The following is a 17,940-nucleotide window of genomic DNA, read 5'->3' as shown; positions in this document are numbered from 1 at the left end:
TCCGGAGTCGTATGGTTACCCGGACTTGTCATCTGACCTGTCCACCGAAGGTGGATAGTGCCGGTCGTCACCCTGTGGTTTTCCGTTCGGTCACGTGCTATTGGGAGGAGGGGCGCCGCCCTCGGGCGCGCCACTAACAGCATGAGCACCACATACAGAAACGCCGTCTCGACGCTCGGTTCCGACGCCGGACAGCCGATGCTCTTCGCCCACGGGTACGGCTGTGACCAGAACATGTGGCGCCTGGTGACACCGGCCTTCGAGAAATCGCACCGGATCGTCCTCTTCGACCACGTGGGCAGCGGCAAGTCCGACCTGTCGGCGTACGAGGACTCCCGCTACGCCGACCTGAGCGGCTATGCCGACGACATCCTGCAGATCATCCACGAGCACGACCTGCACGACGTGGTCTTCGTCGGCCACTCGGTGAGCGCGATGATCGGGGTGCTGGCCGCGGTCCGCGAACCCGAGCGGTTCGCCTCGCTGGTGATGGTCGGCCCGTCCCCGCGCTACATCGACGACGAGCAGGACGGTTACGTCGGAGGCTTCAGCGCGCCGGACATCAGCGAACTGTTGGAGTCGCTGGACAGCAACTATCTGGGCTGGTCCAGCGCGATGGCGCCGGTGATCATGGGAAACCCGGAGCGCCCGGAACTCGGTGAGGAACTGACCAACAGCTTCTGCCGGACCGACCCGGCGATCGCCAAGAAGTTCGCCCGGGTCACCTTCCTCTCCGACAACCGCAAGGACCTGCCCCGGCTGCGGGTGCCGTCGCTGATCCTGCAGTGCGCCGATGACGTGATCGCCCCGACAGCCGTCGGCAGGTACGTTCACCAGCACACTCCCGGCAGCACCTTCGTCGAGATGAACGCGACGGGGCACTGTCCGAATCTGAGTGCTCCGGAGGAAACGGTTGACGCGATCAAGTCCTGGTTGTAGACAGCGGGCATGATCGGCGGAGCAGTTTCGTGAGTGAATCTGGTGGGCCGGACGTGACAAGCGAGTTACGACTGCCCTGGGACGACGATCCTGAGGACCTGTACGAGCACGCGCCGTGCGGCTATCTCACGACGCTCCCGGACGGCACGATCGTCCGGGTCAACGAGACCTTCCTGACCTGGACCGGGTATGCGCGTACCGACCTGGTCGGGCACCGGCGGTTCCGGGACCTCCTGGCGGTGGGGGACCGGATGTACTACGAGACGGTCTACGCACCTCTGCTCATGATGCAGAGCGAGGTGCACGAGATCGCGCTCGAGGTGGTCGGGCAGGACGGCCGGCGTCTGCCGACCCTGGTCAACTCGGTGCTCGAACGCGGTCCCGGGGAATCGCCCAGGATCATCCGGACGATGGTGCTCAACGCCACCGAACGGCGCAGCTACGAGCGTGAGCTGCTGACGGCGCGGCGGGCGGCCGAGTCGTCCGAGCAGCGTGTCCGGGTGCTGCAGCAGATCGTGGCCGACCTGGCGGCGGCCCCGACCGAGGCCGAGGTCGCCGAGGCGGTGGTCCGCGCGCCCGAACCCGGCTTCGAGGCGGCGAGCAGCAGCATCTACCTGGTCGACGTGGAACGCGACCAGCTCGTCGCGGTCGCCTCCACCGACCCGACCACCGGCAACTGGGACGACATGCCCCGGTCGTCGCAGCGGGCGGTGGCCGAGGTCGCCCGCCGCGGTGACCTGCACGTGGTCGCCACCGTCGACGAGGCGCGGGAGCACTTCCCGGACCTGGCCGAGACGATGACCCGGTCCGGTCGCAGCACGGTGGTGCTTCTGCCGTTGACCACCGGGCCGGTCGAGGAGCCGGACGGGGTGACCGTGCTCGGGGTGCTGGCGTTCAGCTTCCGCGAGGAGCGGGTTCTCGACGACGCCGAGCTGACCGTGATCCGGCTGCTGGGCCAGCAGGCCGGTCAGGCGCTGGACCGGGCCCGGCTCTACGACGACGCCCGGCGCCGCGAGGAGCAGGCCGGTTTCCTGGCCCGGACGACGCGGTCGCTGGACGAGGAGCACCGGTTGTTGCAGCGGGCCCGCCGGCTCGTCGAGCGGGTGGTCCCGGAGATCGCCGACTGGGCGTCGGTACGCCTGCAGGTCGGCCCGGCCGGACTGCTGGAGAGCGCCGGTGGCCCGCCGCCCGAGGCGGCCCTGCTGGCCGGCCGGATCGCCGAGGCGACCAGCACGGCCGGACCGGTCTGGGCGGCCGACGGCGACGGCCTCGGCTGCACCGTGCTGCCGCTCACCGCCCGCGGCCGGGTCCTCGGCACGCTGGCCCTGCGGATGGCCCCGGACCGCCGCGGCATCGAGGCCGAGCGTCTCTTCCTCATCGACCTGGCCGACCGGGCCGGACTGGCGCTGGAGAACGCCCGCCTCTACGAGCAGGAGCGGGCCATCGCCCGGACCCTGCAGCGCAGCCTGCTCGCCGCGGACGTGCCCGGCGGCGACCCGCGGTTCGCGGTCGAGAGCTACTACCAGGCCGCGGCCCAGGACCTGGAGGTCGGCGGCGACTGGTTCGACGCCTTCCTGATCACCCCGAACCGGCTGGCCGTGGTGGTCGGCGACGTCGTCGGCCGGGGCATCGAGGCGGCCACCACGATGGGCCAGCTGCGCAGTGCCATCCGGGCGCTGGCCTCGGGGGAACACGGTCCGGCCCGGCTGATCGAGCAGCTGGACCGGTTCTGCGAACGGGAGGAGGCGGCCCGGATGGCGACCGTGGTGTACGCCGAGATCGACCTGCTCCACGGGGAGATGACGTACACCTGCGCGGGGCACCTGCCGCCGCTGCTGCACGAACCGGCCGGCTCCCCGCAGTACCTCCTGCAGGCCCGGTCCGCGCCGATCGGCTCCCGGGCCGGCGACCGGCGGCGGACCGAGCAGAAGGTCCGCCTGGCCTCCGGCAGCCGCCTGCTGCTCTACACCGACGGCCTGGTCGAACGCCGGGGCCGGCCCATCGACCGCGGCTTCGAGGTGCTCGCCCGCGAGTACGCCCGCCGCCGTGACGCCCCGCTCAAGGGCCTGACCGCCGGTCTCGCCGACACCATGGTGGGCCGGGATCACGCCGACGACGTCTGCCTGCTCTGCATCACGCTCGGTACCGAGGAACGCCTGGAACGCTCGATCGGCGCCGACCCGCTGCAGATCGCCCTGCTCCGGGCCGACCTGCGCGGCTGGCTCGCCGGGCACAGCGTCGACACCGACTGCCTGAACGCCGTGCTGCTGGCCTGCTCGGAGGCGGTGGCGAACGCCATCGAGCACGGCTACCGCGACGACCCGTTCGGGGTGGTCGACGTGACCGCCACGGTCAGCGAGGACGCGGTCGAGGTCCGGGTCACCGACCGCGGCACGTGGCGCGGCACGGGCGCCGGCTTCACCCGCGGTCGTGGTCTGCAACTGATCGAGGAAGCGATGGACGAGGTCCTCTTCGATCGGGGGGACGGGACAACCGTGATCATGCGACGGCAGCGGGGAGGTGAGCTGTGACAGATCAGTGGGTGAGTTTCTCGCGGCGGGGGGTGGCCGAGTTGGTCCACCTGAAGGGTGAGATCGACCTGGCCAACGCCAACGACATCGGGCGGGCCATCGTGGCCCGCACCACCGGGGCGAACGCGGTGCTCATCGACCTGACCGCCGTCTCGTTCCTGGACAGCGCGGGTGTCCGGCTGCTCGACTTCATCGTCGGTGACCTGGACGATCGGGGGAAGCCGATCAGGCTGGTGGTCGGTGAGCGCGGCGCCGCCCGGATGACCCTGCAGCTGTGCGCGTTCCGGACCGATCTGCTGACGACGGATCTGGAACGGGCCGCGGCTGAGCTGGACGGCTAGTCTCGCGTACCCTGGACACCCATGAGCGTGAGTTCCGTCTTCCCGCAGCTCGAGCAGTTGCTGCCCAGGGTCAGTAAACCGATCCAGTACGTGGGCGGCGAGCTCGGCGCCGTCGTCAAGGACTGGGACGACACGGTGGTCCGCTGGGCTTTGATGTACCCGGACGCCTACGAGGTCGGCCTGCCCAACCAGGGCGTGCAGATCCTGTACGAGGTGCTCAACGAGCAGCCGGATGTGCTCGCCGAACGGTCGTATGCGATCTGGCCGGACCTCGAGGCGCTGATGAAGGAACACGGCGTCCCGCAGTTCACCGTCGACGCGCACCGCCCGGTCAAGGCGTTCGACGTGTTCGGCATCTCGTTCGCGACCGAGCTGGGCTACACCAACCTGCTCAGCGCGCTCGACCTCGCCCAGATCCCGCTGAACAGCGCGGACCGCACGGTGGAGCACCCGATCGTGCTCGCCGGCGGGCACGCCTCGTTCAACCCGGAGCCGATCGCCGACTTCATCGACGCCGCCGTGCTCGGTGACGGCGAGGAGGCGGTCCTCGAGATCACCGGGATCATCCGGGACTGGAAGGCCGAGGGCTGCCCGGGTGGCCGCGACGAGCTGCTGCTGCGCCTGGCGCGGACCGAGAGCATCTACGTCCCCCGTTTCTACGATGTCGACTACCTGGACGACGGTCGCATCCAGCGCGTCGTGCCGAACCGGCCGGACGTCCCGTTCCGGGTCGCCAAGCGGACCACGATGGATCTCGACGCGTGGCCGTACCCGAAGAAGCCCCTCGTCCCGCTCGCCGAGACGGTCCACGAGCGGTACGCCGTGGAGATCTTCCGGGGTTGCACCCGGGGATGCCGGTTCTGCCAGGCCGGCATGATCACCCGCCCGGTGCGGGAGCGTTCGATCACCACGGTCGGCCAGATGGTGCGTGAGGGACTGGAGTTCTCCGGCTTCAACGAGGTCGGTCTGCTCTCGCTCTCCAGCGCCGACCACTCCGAGATCGGTGACATGTGCTCCGGTCTCGCCCAGCAGTACGCCGACGAGAACGTGTCGCTGTCGCTGCCGTCGACCCGGGTCGACGCGTTCAACATCGATCTGGCCCAGGAGCTGTCCCGCAACGGGCGGCGCACCGGCCTGACGTTCGCCCCGGAGGGCGGCTCGGAGCGGATCCGCAAGGTCATCAACAAGATGGTGACCGAGGAGGACCTGATCCGGACGGTCGTCACGGCGTACGGCAACGGCTGGCGGCAGGTGAAGCTGTACTTCATGTGCGGTCTGCCCACCGAGACCGACGAGGACGTCCTCGAGATCGCGCACATGGCGCACGAGGTGATCCGGGCCGGCCGTGAGGCCGCCGGCACCAAGGACATCCGCTGCACGGTGTCGATCGGCGGTTTCGTGCCGAAGCCGCACACGCCGTTCCAGTGGGCGCCGATGGAGCGTCCCGAGGTCATCGACGCCCGGCTCAAGATGCTCAAGAACGAGATCAACAGCGACCGGTCGCTGGGCCGCGCCATCGGTTTCCGCTATCACGACGGCGAGCCGTCGCTGATCGAGGGCCTGCTCTCCCGCGGTGACCGCCGGATCGGTCAGGTCATCCGCCGGGTCTGGGAGAAGGGCGGCCGTTTCGACGGCTGGTCCGAGCACTTCTCCTACTCCCGCTGGGTCGAGGCCTGCGACGAGGTGCTTCCGCAGTTCGGGGTCGACCTGGACTGGTTCACCGTCCGTGAGCGTGAGGAGCAGGAGGTCCTGCCCTGGGACCACCTGGACTCCGGTCTCGACAAGGACTGGCTCTGGCAGGACTGGCAGGACTCCGTCGGCGAGTTCGAGCAGGACGACTGCCGCTGGACCCCGTGCTTCGACTGCGGCGTCTGCCCGTCGATGGACACCGAGATCCAGATCGGCCCCACCGGCAAGAAGCTGCTGCCCCTGACCCCCGTCAACAACCTCCGGGTTCCCGCTTAGGAGAAGGACCATTCCCCCGAAGAACCAGCCCGTGGGCGGTCAGGCCCCGGTCGTGCAGCGGATCCGCCTTCGCTATGCGAAGCGCGGACCGCTGCGTTTCACCTCACACCGGGACTTCGCCCGCGCCTTCGAACGTGCCCTGCGACGCGCCAGGGTGCCCATCGCCTTCTCGCAGGGATTCACCCCACACCCCAAGATTTCGTACGCCAGCGCGGCGCCCACCGGTGTCGGCAGCGAGGCGGAGTACCTGGAGATCGGTCTGCAGGCCGTGACCGATCCGGATCAGCTGCGGCTGGCCCTGGACGCCGCACTGTCGCCGGGACTCGACATCCTCGACGCCGTGGTCGCCGGTGAGGGAAGTCTCGCCGACCGGATCGACGCGTCGTACTGGCGTATCGAGTTGCCCGACGTCGAGCCCGCGTTGGCGAGCAAGGCGGTCACCGCGTTCCTGGATTCCCCGGAAGTCCTGGTGGAACGCATGACCAAGCAGGGCCGCCGGTCGTTCGACGCGCGCGGGGCGGTCGTCCGGTGCACGGCCGTGGGAGAGGCGGACCTACCTTCCGGGGCCATGGGAGTACCGTGTGCGATAATCGACCTTGTCGTACGGCAGGTGCAACCAGCCGTGCGGCCCGATGACGTCCTCTCCGGCCTGCGCGTGGTGGCCGGCCTGGAGCCGCCGGTGCCCCCACGGGTGACCCGGCTGGCCCAGGGCACACTCACCGCGCAGGGGGAGATCGTCGATCCGTTGGACACGGATCGCGGTGACGTCGGCATCGGAGGACGCTAGCCGGGATCCGGTCGGCGTTCGTTGGCAGACTTCGGAAGCCCGTCCGCGACGGCCGGGCCCGAAACACTTGCAGCGACCCTGCGTGGCAGCGCTTACCCGCGCCCGGGGTCGCGAGAACTGGAGAGCGCCCCATGCTCGATAACGAGCCCCCAGTCAACCTGGGAGATCAGGGCGGTGAACGGGACGGAGTTGCCGCTCCGACCGGAGAAACCGCCGCCGAAAGCACGACCCCGGCACGCCGGACGCGGGCTCCGCGTCGTAAGGCAGTGGCACCTCCGCCGGAGGCTGCCGAGCCGGACACACCCCCGAGTGCAGAGACGTCCGTCACCCCCGACGCGTCCGCGGAACCGGTCGCCCCGGTGAAGAAGGCCACGCGCAGCCGCCGCAAGGTGGCGGCGCCGGCCGCCGACCCGGCCCCGGAGGCTGAAGCCGCCGGTCCCGCTGCGGAGACCGCCGACGCGCCGGTGGCTCCGGTCGCTCCGGTGAAGAAGGCCACGCGCAGCCGCCGCAAGGTGGTTGCGCCGGTCGACGAGCAGCCGGCTCTGATCCCCGCCGAGGTTCCCGAACCGGTCGCGACCGTCCCGGTCGTGGCCGAGGACGACGAACTCACCGCCGAGGACGAGGCCGCCCTGATCGAGGACGCCGCTGTCGAGGCCGCCTCCGCGGCCCGTGCCGCGGGCGTCCCGGTGGCCGGGGTCCTGCCGCTCGACGACGACTTCGTCGAGGAGCAGCCGGCCAAGCCGACCCGTGCCCGCCGCGCCGCCCTTCCCCCCGCGGTGCTCTTCATGCCGCCGGAGGCCACCCAGGCCGAGGCCGCCGCGCCGCCCGCCCGGCGCCGCCGTGGCACCGTCGCGGTGGAGCAGCCGGCCGCCGAGCAGGAGACGCCGGCCGTCGAGCCGGTCGCCGCCGCCGAGCCGGTGGAGACCGTCGCCGAGGAGCCGGCCGAGGGCGTGCGCCGCAGCCGGCGCCGCCGTCGTGGCGCCGCTGAGGAGACTCCCGAGGAGACGCCGGCCGCCGAGGTCGTGCAGCCGGTCCTCGACGAGACCGACGAGAACGCCGACGACGTCGACGACGCCGAGGACGGCGACGAGAACGACGAGGACGACGAGAACGGTGGCCGCCGCCGCCGTCGCCGGGGTCGCCGTGGCCGTGGCCGGGGCAAGGGCCCGTCCGACGAGGCCGACGACGACACCGATGGCGACGCCGACGGTGAGGCCGACGGCGAGGAGACCGCCGAGGCGTCCGCCGACGACAGCGAGGACGGCGAGGACGAGGAGCCGGAGGGTGTCGACGGTGACGGCGTCACCCGCCGCCGGCGTCGTCGCCGCCGCAAGGGCGCCGGTGGCGAGACCGAGACCGGTGGCATCGAGGACGGCGTGCACACCGTCGTCCGGGTCCGTGAGCCCCGGCGCAGCGACGAGGTGCAGGGTGTCTCCGGCTCGACCCGGCTCGAGGCCAAGCGCCAGCGCCGCCGGGACGGCCGCGAGCAGCGCCGGACCCGTCCGCCGATCCTGAGCGAGTCCGAGTTCCTGGCCCGCCGCGAGGCGGTGGACCGGGTCATGGTGATCCGGCAGAAGGCGGACCGCACCCAGATCGCGGTCCTCGAGGACGGCATCCTGGTCGAGCACTACGTCGCCCGGGCCACCTCCGGCACCATGGTCGGCAACGTCTACCTCGGCAAGGTGCAGAACGTGCTGCCGAGCATGGAGGCCGCGTTCGTCGACGTGGGCCGCGGCCGCAACGCCGTGCTCTACGCCGGTGAGGTCAACTGGGACGCCACCGGGCTGGAGGGCCGGGCCCGCTCGATCGAGCAGGCGCTGCGGTCCGGCGACCCGGTGCTGGTCCAGGTCACCAAGGACCCGATCGGCCACAAGGGCGCCCGGCTGACCAGCCACATCGCGCTCTCCGGCCGGCACCTGGTCTACGTGCCCAACGGCAACGCGTCCGGGATCAGCCGCAAGCTGCCGGACAACGAGCGCAAGCGCCTGCGCGACATCCTCAAGAAGCTGGTGCCGGACGGCGCCGGCGTGATCGTGCGGACCGCCGCCGAGGGCGCCAGCGAGGACGAGCTGGCCCGCGACGTCAAGCGCCTGCAGGCCCAGTGGGAGGACATCCAGGCCCGGGCCGCCGAGGGCAGCGCCCCCAAGGCCCTGTCCGAGGAGCCCGACCTGGTGATCCGGGTGGTCCGGGACCTCTTCAACGAGGACTTCCGCGAGCTGGTCGTGCAGGGCGAGCAGGCGTACGCCGAGGTGGAGAACTACCTCGACTCGGTCTCGCCGGACCTGGTCGAGCGGCTGCGCCGGCACACCGGTGTGCAGGACGCGTTCGCCGAGTGGCGGATCGACGAGCAGATCCTCAAGGCGCTCGACCGCAAGGTCTTCCTGCCCTCCGGTGGTCACCTGGTGATCGACCGGACCGAGGCGATGACCGTGGTCGACGTCAACACCGGCAAGTACACCGGTGCCGGCGGCAACCTCGAGGAGACGGTCACCCGCAACAACCTGGAGGCGGCCGAGGAGATCGTGCGTCAGCTGCGGCTGCGCGACCTCGGTGGCATCGTGGTCATCGACTTCATCGACATGGTGCTGGAGAGCAACCGCGACCTGGTGCTGCGCCGGCTGACCGAGTGTCTGGGCCGGGACCGGACCAAGCACCAGGTCACCGAGATCACCTCGCTGGGTCTGGTGCAGATGACCCGTAAGCGGATCGGTGCGGGCCTGCTCGAGGCGTTCAGCGAGAACTGCGACCACTGCAAGGGCCGCGGCCTGATCATCCACCAGGAGCCGGTGCCGGAGAAGCGGTCCAACGGCAACGGTGGCGGTGCTCCGGCCGGCCAGGTGAAGGCGGTGGCGGCGCCGGTGCGTACCGAGAGCCCGGCACCGCAGCAGCAGCAGGCGCCGGCGGGAAAGCAGCGGCGGCGTCGTGGCGGCGAGAGCGCGCCGGTGGAGCAGCCGGTGGAGCAGCCGGTCGCGGAGACCCCGCTTGCGGAGGCCGTCGAGGCCCCGGCAGTGGTTCCGGTCACCGCCCCGGAGGCGGTGGCTCCGGTCACCGTGCCGGTGCCGGAGGCGGTCGCGCCGGTGGTCGAGGTGACCGCTCCGGTGGTGGAGTCCGGCCCGGTGGCGGAGGTGGCCGCGGTCGCGCAGACGCCGGTCGTGGGTTCCGGCATCGTCCGGCCGATGCGGCAGCCGGCGCTCTCCACGGCGGACGCCGACGACGAGTACGACATCAGCGGCTACGACCTGTCCCGTTACGACACCCCGGCGAGCAACGGCGCCGTGGAGAGCAACGGGACGCCGGAGACCAACGGTGCGCAGTACCCGGCCGACGAGGAGCCGATGCGTCTGGCCGGTGCGGACGACCCGGACGCGGCTGACGAAGAGGATGAGGACGAGGAGCCGGTCGGTGCGGGCACGGGTGCCCGGCGCCGGACCCGGCGGGGCGGAACGCGACGGCGTACGCGTCCCTGACCTGTGACGACGCGACCGGGCAGTTAACTTGAAACAAAGTTAACTGCCCGGTCGCGTCTTCGGTTACCCTCATCGGCATCGATTCCCCCGTCGATCCCGAGGAGACCGGACCATGCGCCGTGCCGCAGCACTTCTCGCCCTGACCCTGGTGGCCGGTTGTTCGAGCGGGGCGCCGGTGGGCGGTCCCGTCCCGGCCACGGGGGAGCCGCCGCGGCCTGCGGTGGCGATCACCCCCGCCCCGGGGGCGTCGAGCGGCCCCGGCCCGGCCCAGGGCGCGGTTCCGGCCCAGGGCGCCACGGGGCAGGGGGATGCGGCCCTGACGCAGGACACCGCGGCCATCTGCGACCAGGCGGACCGCGTCGGTACGGAGTTCGGCACCAGGTTCGCCGCCGACTACCGTGCCCTGGTCGCCGCGGCCGCTCAGGGCGGCCAGGACGAGGAGCAGGCCCGGACGAGGATCTCCCGGACGGTGCAGAACTACTCGTCGGCCCTGCTCGACATGGCACGGCTCGCCGACGACCCGGAGTTGACGAAGGCGTTGTCGGCGGTGGGCGCCCAGGTGACCACACTTCGGGAGGATTTCGCCGCGATCGACGGCGGGAAACTCGCCGCCGTGCACGCCACGCTGGACAAGGCCTGCGGCCAGGAGTAGCCCGGTTTGGGTTCGGGCCCGGCGATGAAGTAGTCTTTCCGACGGCGCCTTTTCGGCGCTTGTTCCGTGCGCGCTCACACAGCGGTCGCCGGATCCCAGCAGTATCCGCCAGCAGCCCTCTCGGCTGCGTAAGTCTCAGGGAGTCCGCGTCGATGTACGCGATCGTCAAGACCGGCGGCAAGCAGTACAAGGTTGCCGAGGGCGACGTGATCGAGGTTGAGAAGCTCGTGGGTCAGCCCGGCGATGCTCTGACCCTGGCCGCGGTGCTCCTCGTCGACGGTGACAACCTGGTGACCGATGCGGCCAAGCTTGCCAGCGTGACGGTGTCCGGCGAGATCGCCGAGCACACCAAGGGTCCGAAGATCCGGATCCACAAGTTCAAGAACAAGACCGGCTACCACAAGCGCCAGGGGCACCGCCAGCCGCTGACCCGCGTCAAGGTTACCGGCATCAAGAGCGGGAAGTAGGGGCAGCCATGGCTCATAAAAAGGGTGCGTCCAGCTCCCGCAACGGGCGCGATTCCGCCGCCCAGCGGCTGGGCGTGAAGCGGTTCGGTGGTCAGCTGGTCAGCGCCGGCGAGATCCTGATCCGTCAGCGCGGCACGAAGTTCCACCCGGGCGACCTGGTCGGCCGTGGCGGCGACGACACGCTGTTCGCGCTTGCCGCGGGCAACGTGCTGTTCGGCACGACGCGCGGTCGCAAGACCGTGAGCATCGTTCCGACCGCGGAGTAAGTTTCTTCTCCACAGCGGGCCGTGGACCCTCGGGTCCACGGCCCGCTGTCGCGTTTCCGGACGGGAAGTCCACGCGCCGACCGGACGTCGGGTCAAGGCGGCACCCTCTGCCGATCTTGGTGCGGCAGCCACCCCACGGGGTGGCTGCCGCACCAAGATCCGGGAAGGGGCGATCGTCTGCGGGACCGCAGACGCCGTCGGGCGTGATGTGGGTGAGTGAGGGGCTACCGCCGGGAGCGCGGTGGCACTGTTGAGGGTGCGGCCACCGGCCGCCGATGTGCTTTTCTCGGTTAGGGAGTCTCTGAAGTGACCACGTTCGTCGACCGGGTCGTGCTGCACCTGCAGGCGGGTGACGGCGGGCACGGCTGTGTCTCCGTGCACCGGGAGAAGTTCAAGCCGCTCGGCGGGCCGGACGGCGGCAACGGCGGGCATGGCGGCAGCGTCACGCTGGTCGTCGACCCGCAGCAGCACACGCTGCTCGACTTCCACTTCCACCCGCACATCAAGGCGAGCAACGGTGGCGGCGGTGCCGGGTCGAACCGGGACGGCGCCAACGGCAAGAACCTGGTGTTGAAGGTGCCGAACGGCACCGTCGTGCAGACCCTCGACGGTGAGGTGCTGGCCGACCTGGTCGGCGACGGCACCGAATACGAGGTGGCCCAGGGCGGTCGCGGTGGCCGGGGCAACGCGTCGCTGGCCAACACCCGCCGCAAGGTGCCGGGCTTCGCCGAGTTGGGCGAGCCGGGCGACAACCTGGACGTGGTGCTCGAGCTGAAGAGCGTCGCCGAGGTCGGGCTGGTGGGCTTCCCGTCGGCCGGCAAGTCGTCGCTGATCGCGGTGATGTCCGCGGCCAAGCCGAAGATCGCCGACTACCCGTTCACCACGCTGGTGCCGAACCTCGGCGTGGTGCAGGCCGGCGAGGAGATCTTCACCATCGCCGACGTGCCCGGCCTGATCCCGGGCGCGGCCACCGGCAAGGGCCTGGGCATGCAGTTCCTGCGGCACATCGAGCGCACCTCCGTACTGGTGCACGTGCTGGACGCGGCGGCGCCGGAGATCGAGCGGGACCCGCTGGCCGACCTGGACGCGATCGAGGCGGAGCTGGCGGCGTACGGGGGCCTGGAGGACCGGCCCCGCATCGTGGTGCTCAACAAGGTCGACATCCCGGACGGACGGGACCTGGCCGAGATGGTCCGCCCCGATCTGGAGGCCCGTGGTTACCGGGTGTTCGAGATCAGCGCGATGACCCGTGAGGGTCTCAAGGAGTTCACCTACGCGCTCGCCGCCCTGGTCAAGGAGTACCGCCTGGCCAAGCCGGTGGAGGAGCCGACCCGGGTCGTGCTGCGGCCGCGGGCCGTCGACGACAGCGGATTCACCCTGGAGCAGGACGAGGACGGCGTCTTCGTCATCCGCGGCCCCAAGGTCGAGCGTTGGGTGCGGCAGACCAACTTCGACAACGAGGAGGCCGTCGGTTACCTGGCCGACCGCTTGGACCGGCTCGGTGTCGAGACGGCGCTGGCCAAGAAGGGCGCCCAGCCCGGCGACCCGGTGCGGATCGGCGAGCGGGAGTTCGACTGGCAGCCCAACGCCGGCGACTACGTCTCCGGTCCGCGTGGCACGGACACCCGTCTGCAGGAGGCCAACCCCCGGGCCGGTGCCGCGGAGCGTCTCGCCGCTCGCAAGGCCCGCCGGGTCCGCAGCGAGGACGAGATGGTCCACATGGCAGCGGACGGCACCGTCAGTAACGTGTCGAACTCGAAACTCCCCGTGCTTGTTACCGACGAGGACGACGACGAGGACACCGACGAATAGTGCACCGTCCAGATCACCGCAACCCTCCAGAAATGGTCGTCACCTAGAGTCACGTTCGTGCTGATTGAGTACCGCTCCTCCCTTGATCCCGAATTGGCCGCCCTCGTCACCTTCCAGAACCGGGAGTTGACGGAGGCCGGCCTCGGGACGGGAAGCCGGATGTTCCGGCCGCAGGACGACGTCGAACACCTGATCGGTGTGGTGAACGGTCGTGCTGTGGCCTGCGGCGCGTGGCGGGCTCTGGAGGACGGTGTCGCCGAGTTCCAGCGGATGTACGTACGGCCGGCGTACCGCGGTCGCGGCCTGGCCCGCCAGATGATCGTCGCGATCGAGGAGGAGGCGCTCGCCGCGGAACGCCCGGTCGTCCGCCTGGAGACCTGGAGTTTCCTGCCCGCGGCGATCGCCCTCTACCAGTCGTCGGGATACCGGCGGATCCCCGTCGCCGGGGCGTACGCCGGTGATCCGCGCCGTGTCCGCTTCGAGAAGCGCCTGCCCGCTCTGGTGTTCTGACGAGGCGGGTGCGCCCCGTGCCGGGGTGGTCGGCGGCGGCGTTTCGCGAACGATCGGTTGTGATTCTCACGTCCGTGGCGCGTGCCTGCACTGATGCCACTCCCCGGCGGGCATGATGGTCGTCATGCCGACCCTGACCCGTGCCGAGGCCGCCGAGCGAGCGTCCACCGTCGACGTCGACGAGTACCAGGTGGATCTCGATGTCACCGGGGACGGTGACACGTTCCGGTCCCGGACCGTGGTGCGTTTCCGTTCCCGGGCCGGCGCCGCGACATTCCTGGAGTTCGAGCCGGTCGAGGTCACCTCGATGACGCTGAACGGCGTGCCGGTGCCGGCCGCCGCGGCCACCGGCGACCGGCTGGCCCTGACCGGCCTCGCCGCGACGAACGAGCTGGTCGTCGATGCCGTGATGCGCTACTCCAACAACGGCGAGGGCCTGCACAGGTACATCGACCCGGCAGACGGCAACGTCTACCTCTACCAGCACCTGTTCATCAACAACGGCGGCCGGGTGCTGCCCTGCTTCGACCAGCCGGACCTGAAGGCGTCGTTCCGGGTGAGCGTCACCGCCCCGGCCGACTGGACCGTCGCCACCAACGGTGAGCTGGTCTCCCGCGACGGCGGGCGCTGGGAGTTCGGCGCCACCGAGCGGATCTCCACCTATCTGGCCACCCTGATCGCCGGCCGCTACCACGTGGTGCGCGACGAGCACGACGGCATCGCGCTCGCCCTGTACGCCCGGGCCACGCTCGCCGGCCACCTGGACACCGAGGCGCCGGAGATCTTCGAGATCACCAAGCAGTGCCTGGACCGGTTCCACGAGATGTTCGACATCCGCTACCCGTTCGGCCACTACCAGCAGGCGTTCGCCCCCGAGTTCAACTTCGGCGCGATGGAGTACCCCGGCCTGGTGGTGTTCCGCGACGAGTTCATCCCGCGCTCGGCGATCACCGAGAGCGAACGCGAGCACCGGGCCAACGTGATCGCCCACGAGATGGCCCACCAGTGGTTCGGCGACCTGGTCACGATGGCCTGGTGGGACGACCTGTGGCTGAACGAGTCGTTCGCGGAGTACCTCGGGGCCCGGGTCACCGCCGAGGCCACCCGGTACCGCGGCACGTGGACCACGTTCGCGATGCACCGCAAGGCGTGGGGCCTGCGGTCCGACCAGCGGCCGTCCACCCATCCGGTCGCCCCGGACGAGGTGACCGACACCGACGAGGCTCTGATGAACTTCGACGGCATCTCGTACGCGAAGGGCGCCGCCGTCCTCAAGCAACTGGTCGCCTGGCTGGGCGACGAGGCCTTCCTCGCCGGCCTGAACGCGCACTTCGACGCGCACGCCTTCGGCAACGCCACCCTGGCCGACCTGCTGGGCGCGCTCTCCACGGCCAGCGGCCGCGACCTGTCCGGCTGGGCCGAGGTGTGGCTGCGCCGCGCCCAGGTCAACACGCTGCGGGTCGAGGTCACCCGGAACGGCCCGGACTACGCCGAGGTCGCCGTGGTGCAGACCGCGCCCGAGGGCTTCCCGACGCTGCGCCCGCACCACATCGGCATCGGCCTGTACGACAAGGGCGCCGGCGGTGTGGTCCGGCGGCGCCTGATCGAGGTGGAGCTGGCGGCGACCGGGCGGACCGTGATCGCCGAGCTGTCCGGGGAACCGGCGGCCGACCTCCTGCTGCTCGACGACGGCGATCAGACGTACGCGAAGATCCGCCTCGACCCGGACTCCGCCGCGGCCGTGCCCCAGCTCCTGCCCCTGCTCGACGACTCGCTGGCCCGCGCGGTGATCTGGGCGTCGACCCTGGACGCCGTGGTCGACGGCGAACGCCCGGTCGACGAACTGGTCACACTGGTGCTGACCGCCCTGCCTGCGGAGACCGAGGTGGTCGTCGTCGAGGACGTGCTGCGGGCCACCCGCGGTCTGGTCGACCGGTACGCGACCCCGGCCGCCCGCCCCGCCGCACTGGAACTGCTGGCCCAGGCCACCGACCGGCTGCTCGCCGCGGCGGCGCCCGGCGACTCCCGGCAGCTGGCGGCGGCCCGCGGCCTGATCGGCGCGACCGTCGACACCGCCCGCCTGCACGGCTGGCTGGCCGGCGAGGACGTGCCGTCCGGTCTGGCCGTCGACGAGGACCTGCGCTGGCTGATCATCTATCGGCTGGCGGTGCTCGGCGCGGCCGGGCACGACACCGTGGACGCCGAGCTGGACCGGGACCGCAGCGCCTCCGGCGAACAGTGGGCCGCCCGCTGCCGGGCCGCCCTGCCGGACGCCGAGGCCAAGGCGGCGGCCTGGTCGGCGGTGGTCGGCGACGCCTCGCTGTCGAACCGGCTGGCCGAGCTCACCGCGGCCGGCTTCTGGCAGCCGGAACAGCGGGAGCTGCTGGAGCCGTACGTGGAGCGCTACTTCGCCGAGATGCCGGCGATGATGCGGATCCGCAGCGGGATGAGCGCGGAGAAGACGGCCGGGGCGGCGTACCCGGACGTGGCGGTCTCCGAACGCACCCGCGAGCTGGCCGCCGGGCTGCTCGCCGACCCGCGGGCCAACGCGATCCTGCGCCGGGTGGTGCAGGACGCCGACGACGACATGCGGCGGGCACTGGTCTCCCGGGCCTGACCGATCCGGCGTTCCCCTCCCTGCGACCTCGTGGCCCTCGTAGCCTGAGGTCACGGGGCGGGGAGGGCGCGTGGAGTGGTCCGAGGAGTTGTCCAGCGGTCTGCTGCAGGCCGCGCCGGACGCCATCCTGGTTCTGGACGGCCCCCGGATCCTGCTGGTCAACGACCGGGCCGCGCAGATGTACGGCTGGCCCCGCGACGACCTGGTCGGACAGTCGGTGGAGGTGCTGCTGACCGCCGAGGCGAAGGCGATCTACCCGGAACGCCGCCGGATGATCGAGGAGGGTCCGCCGGGCTCGATCGGCACGGTGGTCACCACCCTGCGACGCCGGGACGGTTCGGAGTTCCCGGTCGAGTCGTCCACGACCGTGGTGGAGACCCCGCAGGGCCGCCTGACCATCTCGGTGGTCCGTGACCTCACCGAACGGATCCGCGCCGAGCAGGAGCAGGCCCGGCTGCGCGCCGAGGCGCAGGCCCACCGTAGTCAGCGGCTGGAGAGCCTGGGTCAGCTCGCCGGCGGCATCGCCCACGACTTCAACAACATGCTCGGCGTGATCCTCAACTACGCGAGTTTCGTGGTGGAGGAGGCGCAGTCCGGCCGCCCCGACCCCGCGCTGATCATCGCGGACGCGGAGCAGGTCATCCAGGCCGGCAACCGGGGCACCGACCTCACCCATCAGCTGCTCGCCTTCGCCCGGCGCGAGGTGGTACGCCCGCAGCCGCTGGACCTGAACGCGCTGATCAGCGGGGCGCAGGAGTTGTTGCGGCGTACCATCGGCGACCACCTCACCCTGGTCTTCCGCCCCGGCGGCGACCTGCCGCTGGTGACCTGCGACCCCCACCAGATCGAGCAGATGCTGGTCATCCTGGCGTTGAACGCCCGGGACGCGATGCCCTCCGCCGGTGAGCTGGCCATCGACACCGACTGTCACGAGGAGCGGGTCCGGCTGCGGGTGGCCGACACCGGCCGGGGCATGCCGGAGGACGTCCGGGACCGCGCCTTCGAGCCGTTCTTCACGACCAAGGGCAGCGCCGAGGGCACCGGGCTCGGCCTGGCCACCGTCTACGGCATCGTCACCCAGGCCGGCGGCGAGGTGAGCATCGCCAGCGAGGTCGGCCGGGGCACCACGGTCACCGTGCTGCTGCCGCCGGGGGCCGGGGCCGAGGCGTACGCCGCGACGGAGAAGCCGGTCACCACGGGCGGGTGCGGCGAGACGCTGCTGGTGGTGGAGGACGAGGTCGCGTTGCGCGAGGTCACCGGGCGGATCCTGACCGCGGCCGGGTACCGGGTGCTGAGCGCGGAGGGCGGACCGCAGGCCCTGGAGCTGCTGGCCGGCCACGACGGGGTGATCGACCTGCTGGTCAGCGACGTGGTGATGCCCGGGATGCTGGGCAAGGAGCTGGCCGAACGCCTGGTCGAGGCCCGTCCCGGCACCCGGGTCCTGTTCATGTCCGGGTACGCCCAGCCGGTCCTGGCCTCCGAGGGAACCCTCGACGAGGGTGTCGCCCTCCTGGAGAAGCCCTTCACCGCGAAAGACCTGCTGACGGCCGTTCGCCGCCGTCTAGACGGTTGATCTCCATCCGGCC

Annotated in this window: 13 protein-coding genes; all 13 read left to right on the top strand. The window is 71.1% G+C overall.

Features of this window, described 5'->3' with window-relative positions:
* Positions 1–141 precede the first annotated feature (141 nt).
* Positions 142–939: an alpha/beta fold hydrolase gene (locus WH85_RS19935; protein WP_045743416.1), complete on the top strand. Its 798-nt coding sequence runs from the start codon at positions 142–144 to the stop codon at positions 937–939.
* A gap of 29 nt (positions 940–968) precedes the next feature.
* Complete coding sequence (locus WH85_RS19930) at positions 969–3,470, top strand: SpoIIE family protein phosphatase (protein ID WP_045743415.1); 2,502 nt, start codon at positions 969–971, stop codon at positions 3,468–3,470.
* Positions 3,467–3,811 carry an STAS domain-containing protein gene (locus WH85_RS19925; RefSeq protein WP_045743414.1) on the top strand — a complete coding sequence of 115 codons (345 nt, stop codon included), beginning with the start codon at positions 3,467–3,469 and terminating at the stop codon, positions 3,809–3,811. The genes WH85_RS19930 and WH85_RS19925 overlap by 4 nt, the downstream gene beginning before the upstream one ends.
* Positions 3,812–3,832: 21 nt before the next feature.
* Positions 3,833–5,776 carry a TIGR03960 family B12-binding radical SAM protein gene (locus tag WH85_RS19920; protein ID WP_045743413.1) on the top strand — a complete coding sequence of 648 codons (1,944 nt, stop codon included), beginning with the start codon at positions 3,833–3,835 and terminating at the stop codon, positions 5,774–5,776.
* Between the two features lie 52 nt (positions 5,777–5,828).
* On the top strand, positions 5,829–6,563 hold the full coding sequence (locus WH85_RS19915) for a TIGR03936 family radical SAM-associated protein (RefSeq protein WP_083449123.1): 735 nt from the start codon (positions 5,829–5,831) through the stop codon (positions 6,561–6,563).
* A 131-nt stretch (positions 6,564–6,694) separates the two neighbouring features.
* Positions 6,695–10,030, top strand: a complete 3,336-nt coding sequence (locus tag WH85_RS19910; protein WP_045743412.1) for an Rne/Rng family ribonuclease — start codon at positions 6,695–6,697, stop codon at positions 10,028–10,030.
* A 112-nt stretch (positions 10,031–10,142) separates the two neighbouring features.
* Positions 10,143–10,682, top strand: a complete 540-nt coding sequence (locus WH85_RS50560) for a hypothetical protein (protein ID WP_157411098.1) — start codon at positions 10,143–10,145, stop codon at positions 10,680–10,682.
* A gap of 152 nt (positions 10,683–10,834) precedes the next feature.
* Positions 10,835–11,149 carry a 50S ribosomal protein L21 gene (gene rplU / locus WH85_RS19900; RefSeq protein WP_045743411.1) on the top strand — a complete coding sequence of 105 codons (315 nt, stop codon included), beginning with the start codon at positions 10,835–10,837 and terminating at the stop codon, positions 11,147–11,149.
* An 8-nt stretch (positions 11,150–11,157) separates the two neighbouring features.
* Positions 11,158–11,415, top strand: a complete 258-nt coding sequence (gene rpmA, locus WH85_RS19895) for a 50S ribosomal protein L27 (RefSeq protein ID WP_045743410.1) — start codon at positions 11,158–11,160, stop codon at positions 11,413–11,415.
* 306 nt (positions 11,416–11,721) lie between these two features.
* Positions 11,722–13,227 carry a GTPase ObgE gene (obgE, locus tag WH85_RS19890; protein WP_045743409.1) on the top strand — a complete coding sequence of 502 codons (1,506 nt, stop codon included), beginning with the start codon at positions 11,722–11,724 and terminating at the stop codon, positions 13,225–13,227.
* 57 nt (positions 13,228–13,284) lie between these two features.
* Positions 13,285–13,737, top strand: a complete 453-nt coding sequence (locus WH85_RS19885; protein WP_045743408.1) for a GNAT family N-acetyltransferase — start codon at positions 13,285–13,287, stop codon at positions 13,735–13,737.
* A gap of 124 nt (positions 13,738–13,861) precedes the next feature.
* On the top strand, positions 13,862–16,354 hold the full coding sequence (pepN, locus tag WH85_RS19880; RefSeq protein WP_045743444.1) for an aminopeptidase N: 2,493 nt from the start codon (positions 13,862–13,864) through the stop codon (positions 16,352–16,354).
* 70 nt (positions 16,355–16,424) lie between these two features.
* The gene (locus WH85_RS19875) at positions 16,425–17,927 is read left to right on the top strand and encodes a hybrid sensor histidine kinase/response regulator (RefSeq protein ID WP_045743407.1); all 1,503 of its coding nucleotides are present in this window, start codon (positions 16,425–16,427) and stop codon (positions 17,925–17,927) included.
* Positions 17,928–17,940 lie beyond the last annotated feature (13 nt).

Source organism: Actinoplanes rectilineatus, from assembly GCF_000962825.1.
Classification (GTDB): Bacteria; Actinomycetota; Actinomycetes; order Mycobacteriales; family Micromonosporaceae; genus Actinoplanes; species Actinoplanes rectilineatus.
This window is presented reverse-complemented; position numbering and strand designations above follow the sequence as displayed.

Coding starts and splice junctions, on each gene's coding strand:
- WH85_RS19935 (WP_045743416.1), top strand. CDS start 142: ATGAGCACCACATACAGAAACGCCGTCTCGACGCTCGGTTCCGACGCC.
- WH85_RS19920 (WP_045743413.1), top strand. CDS start 3,833: ATGAGCGTGAGTTCCGTCTTCCCGCAGCTCGAGCAGTTGCTGCCCAGG.
- WH85_RS19910 (WP_045743412.1), top strand. CDS start 6,695: ATGCTCGATAACGAGCCCCCAGTCAACCTGGGAGATCAGGGCGGTGAA.
- WH85_RS50560 (WP_157411098.1), top strand. CDS start 10,143: ATGCGCCGTGCCGCAGCACTTCTCGCCCTGACCCTGGTGGCCGGTTGT.
- rplU (WP_045743411.1), top strand. CDS start 10,835: ATGTACGCGATCGTCAAGACCGGCGGCAAGCAGTACAAGGTTGCCGAG.
- rpmA (WP_045743410.1), top strand. CDS start 11,158: ATGGCTCATAAAAAGGGTGCGTCCAGCTCCCGCAACGGGCGCGATTCC.
- pepN (WP_045743444.1), top strand. CDS start 13,862: ATGCCGACCCTGACCCGTGCCGAGGCCGCCGAGCGAGCGTCCACCGTC.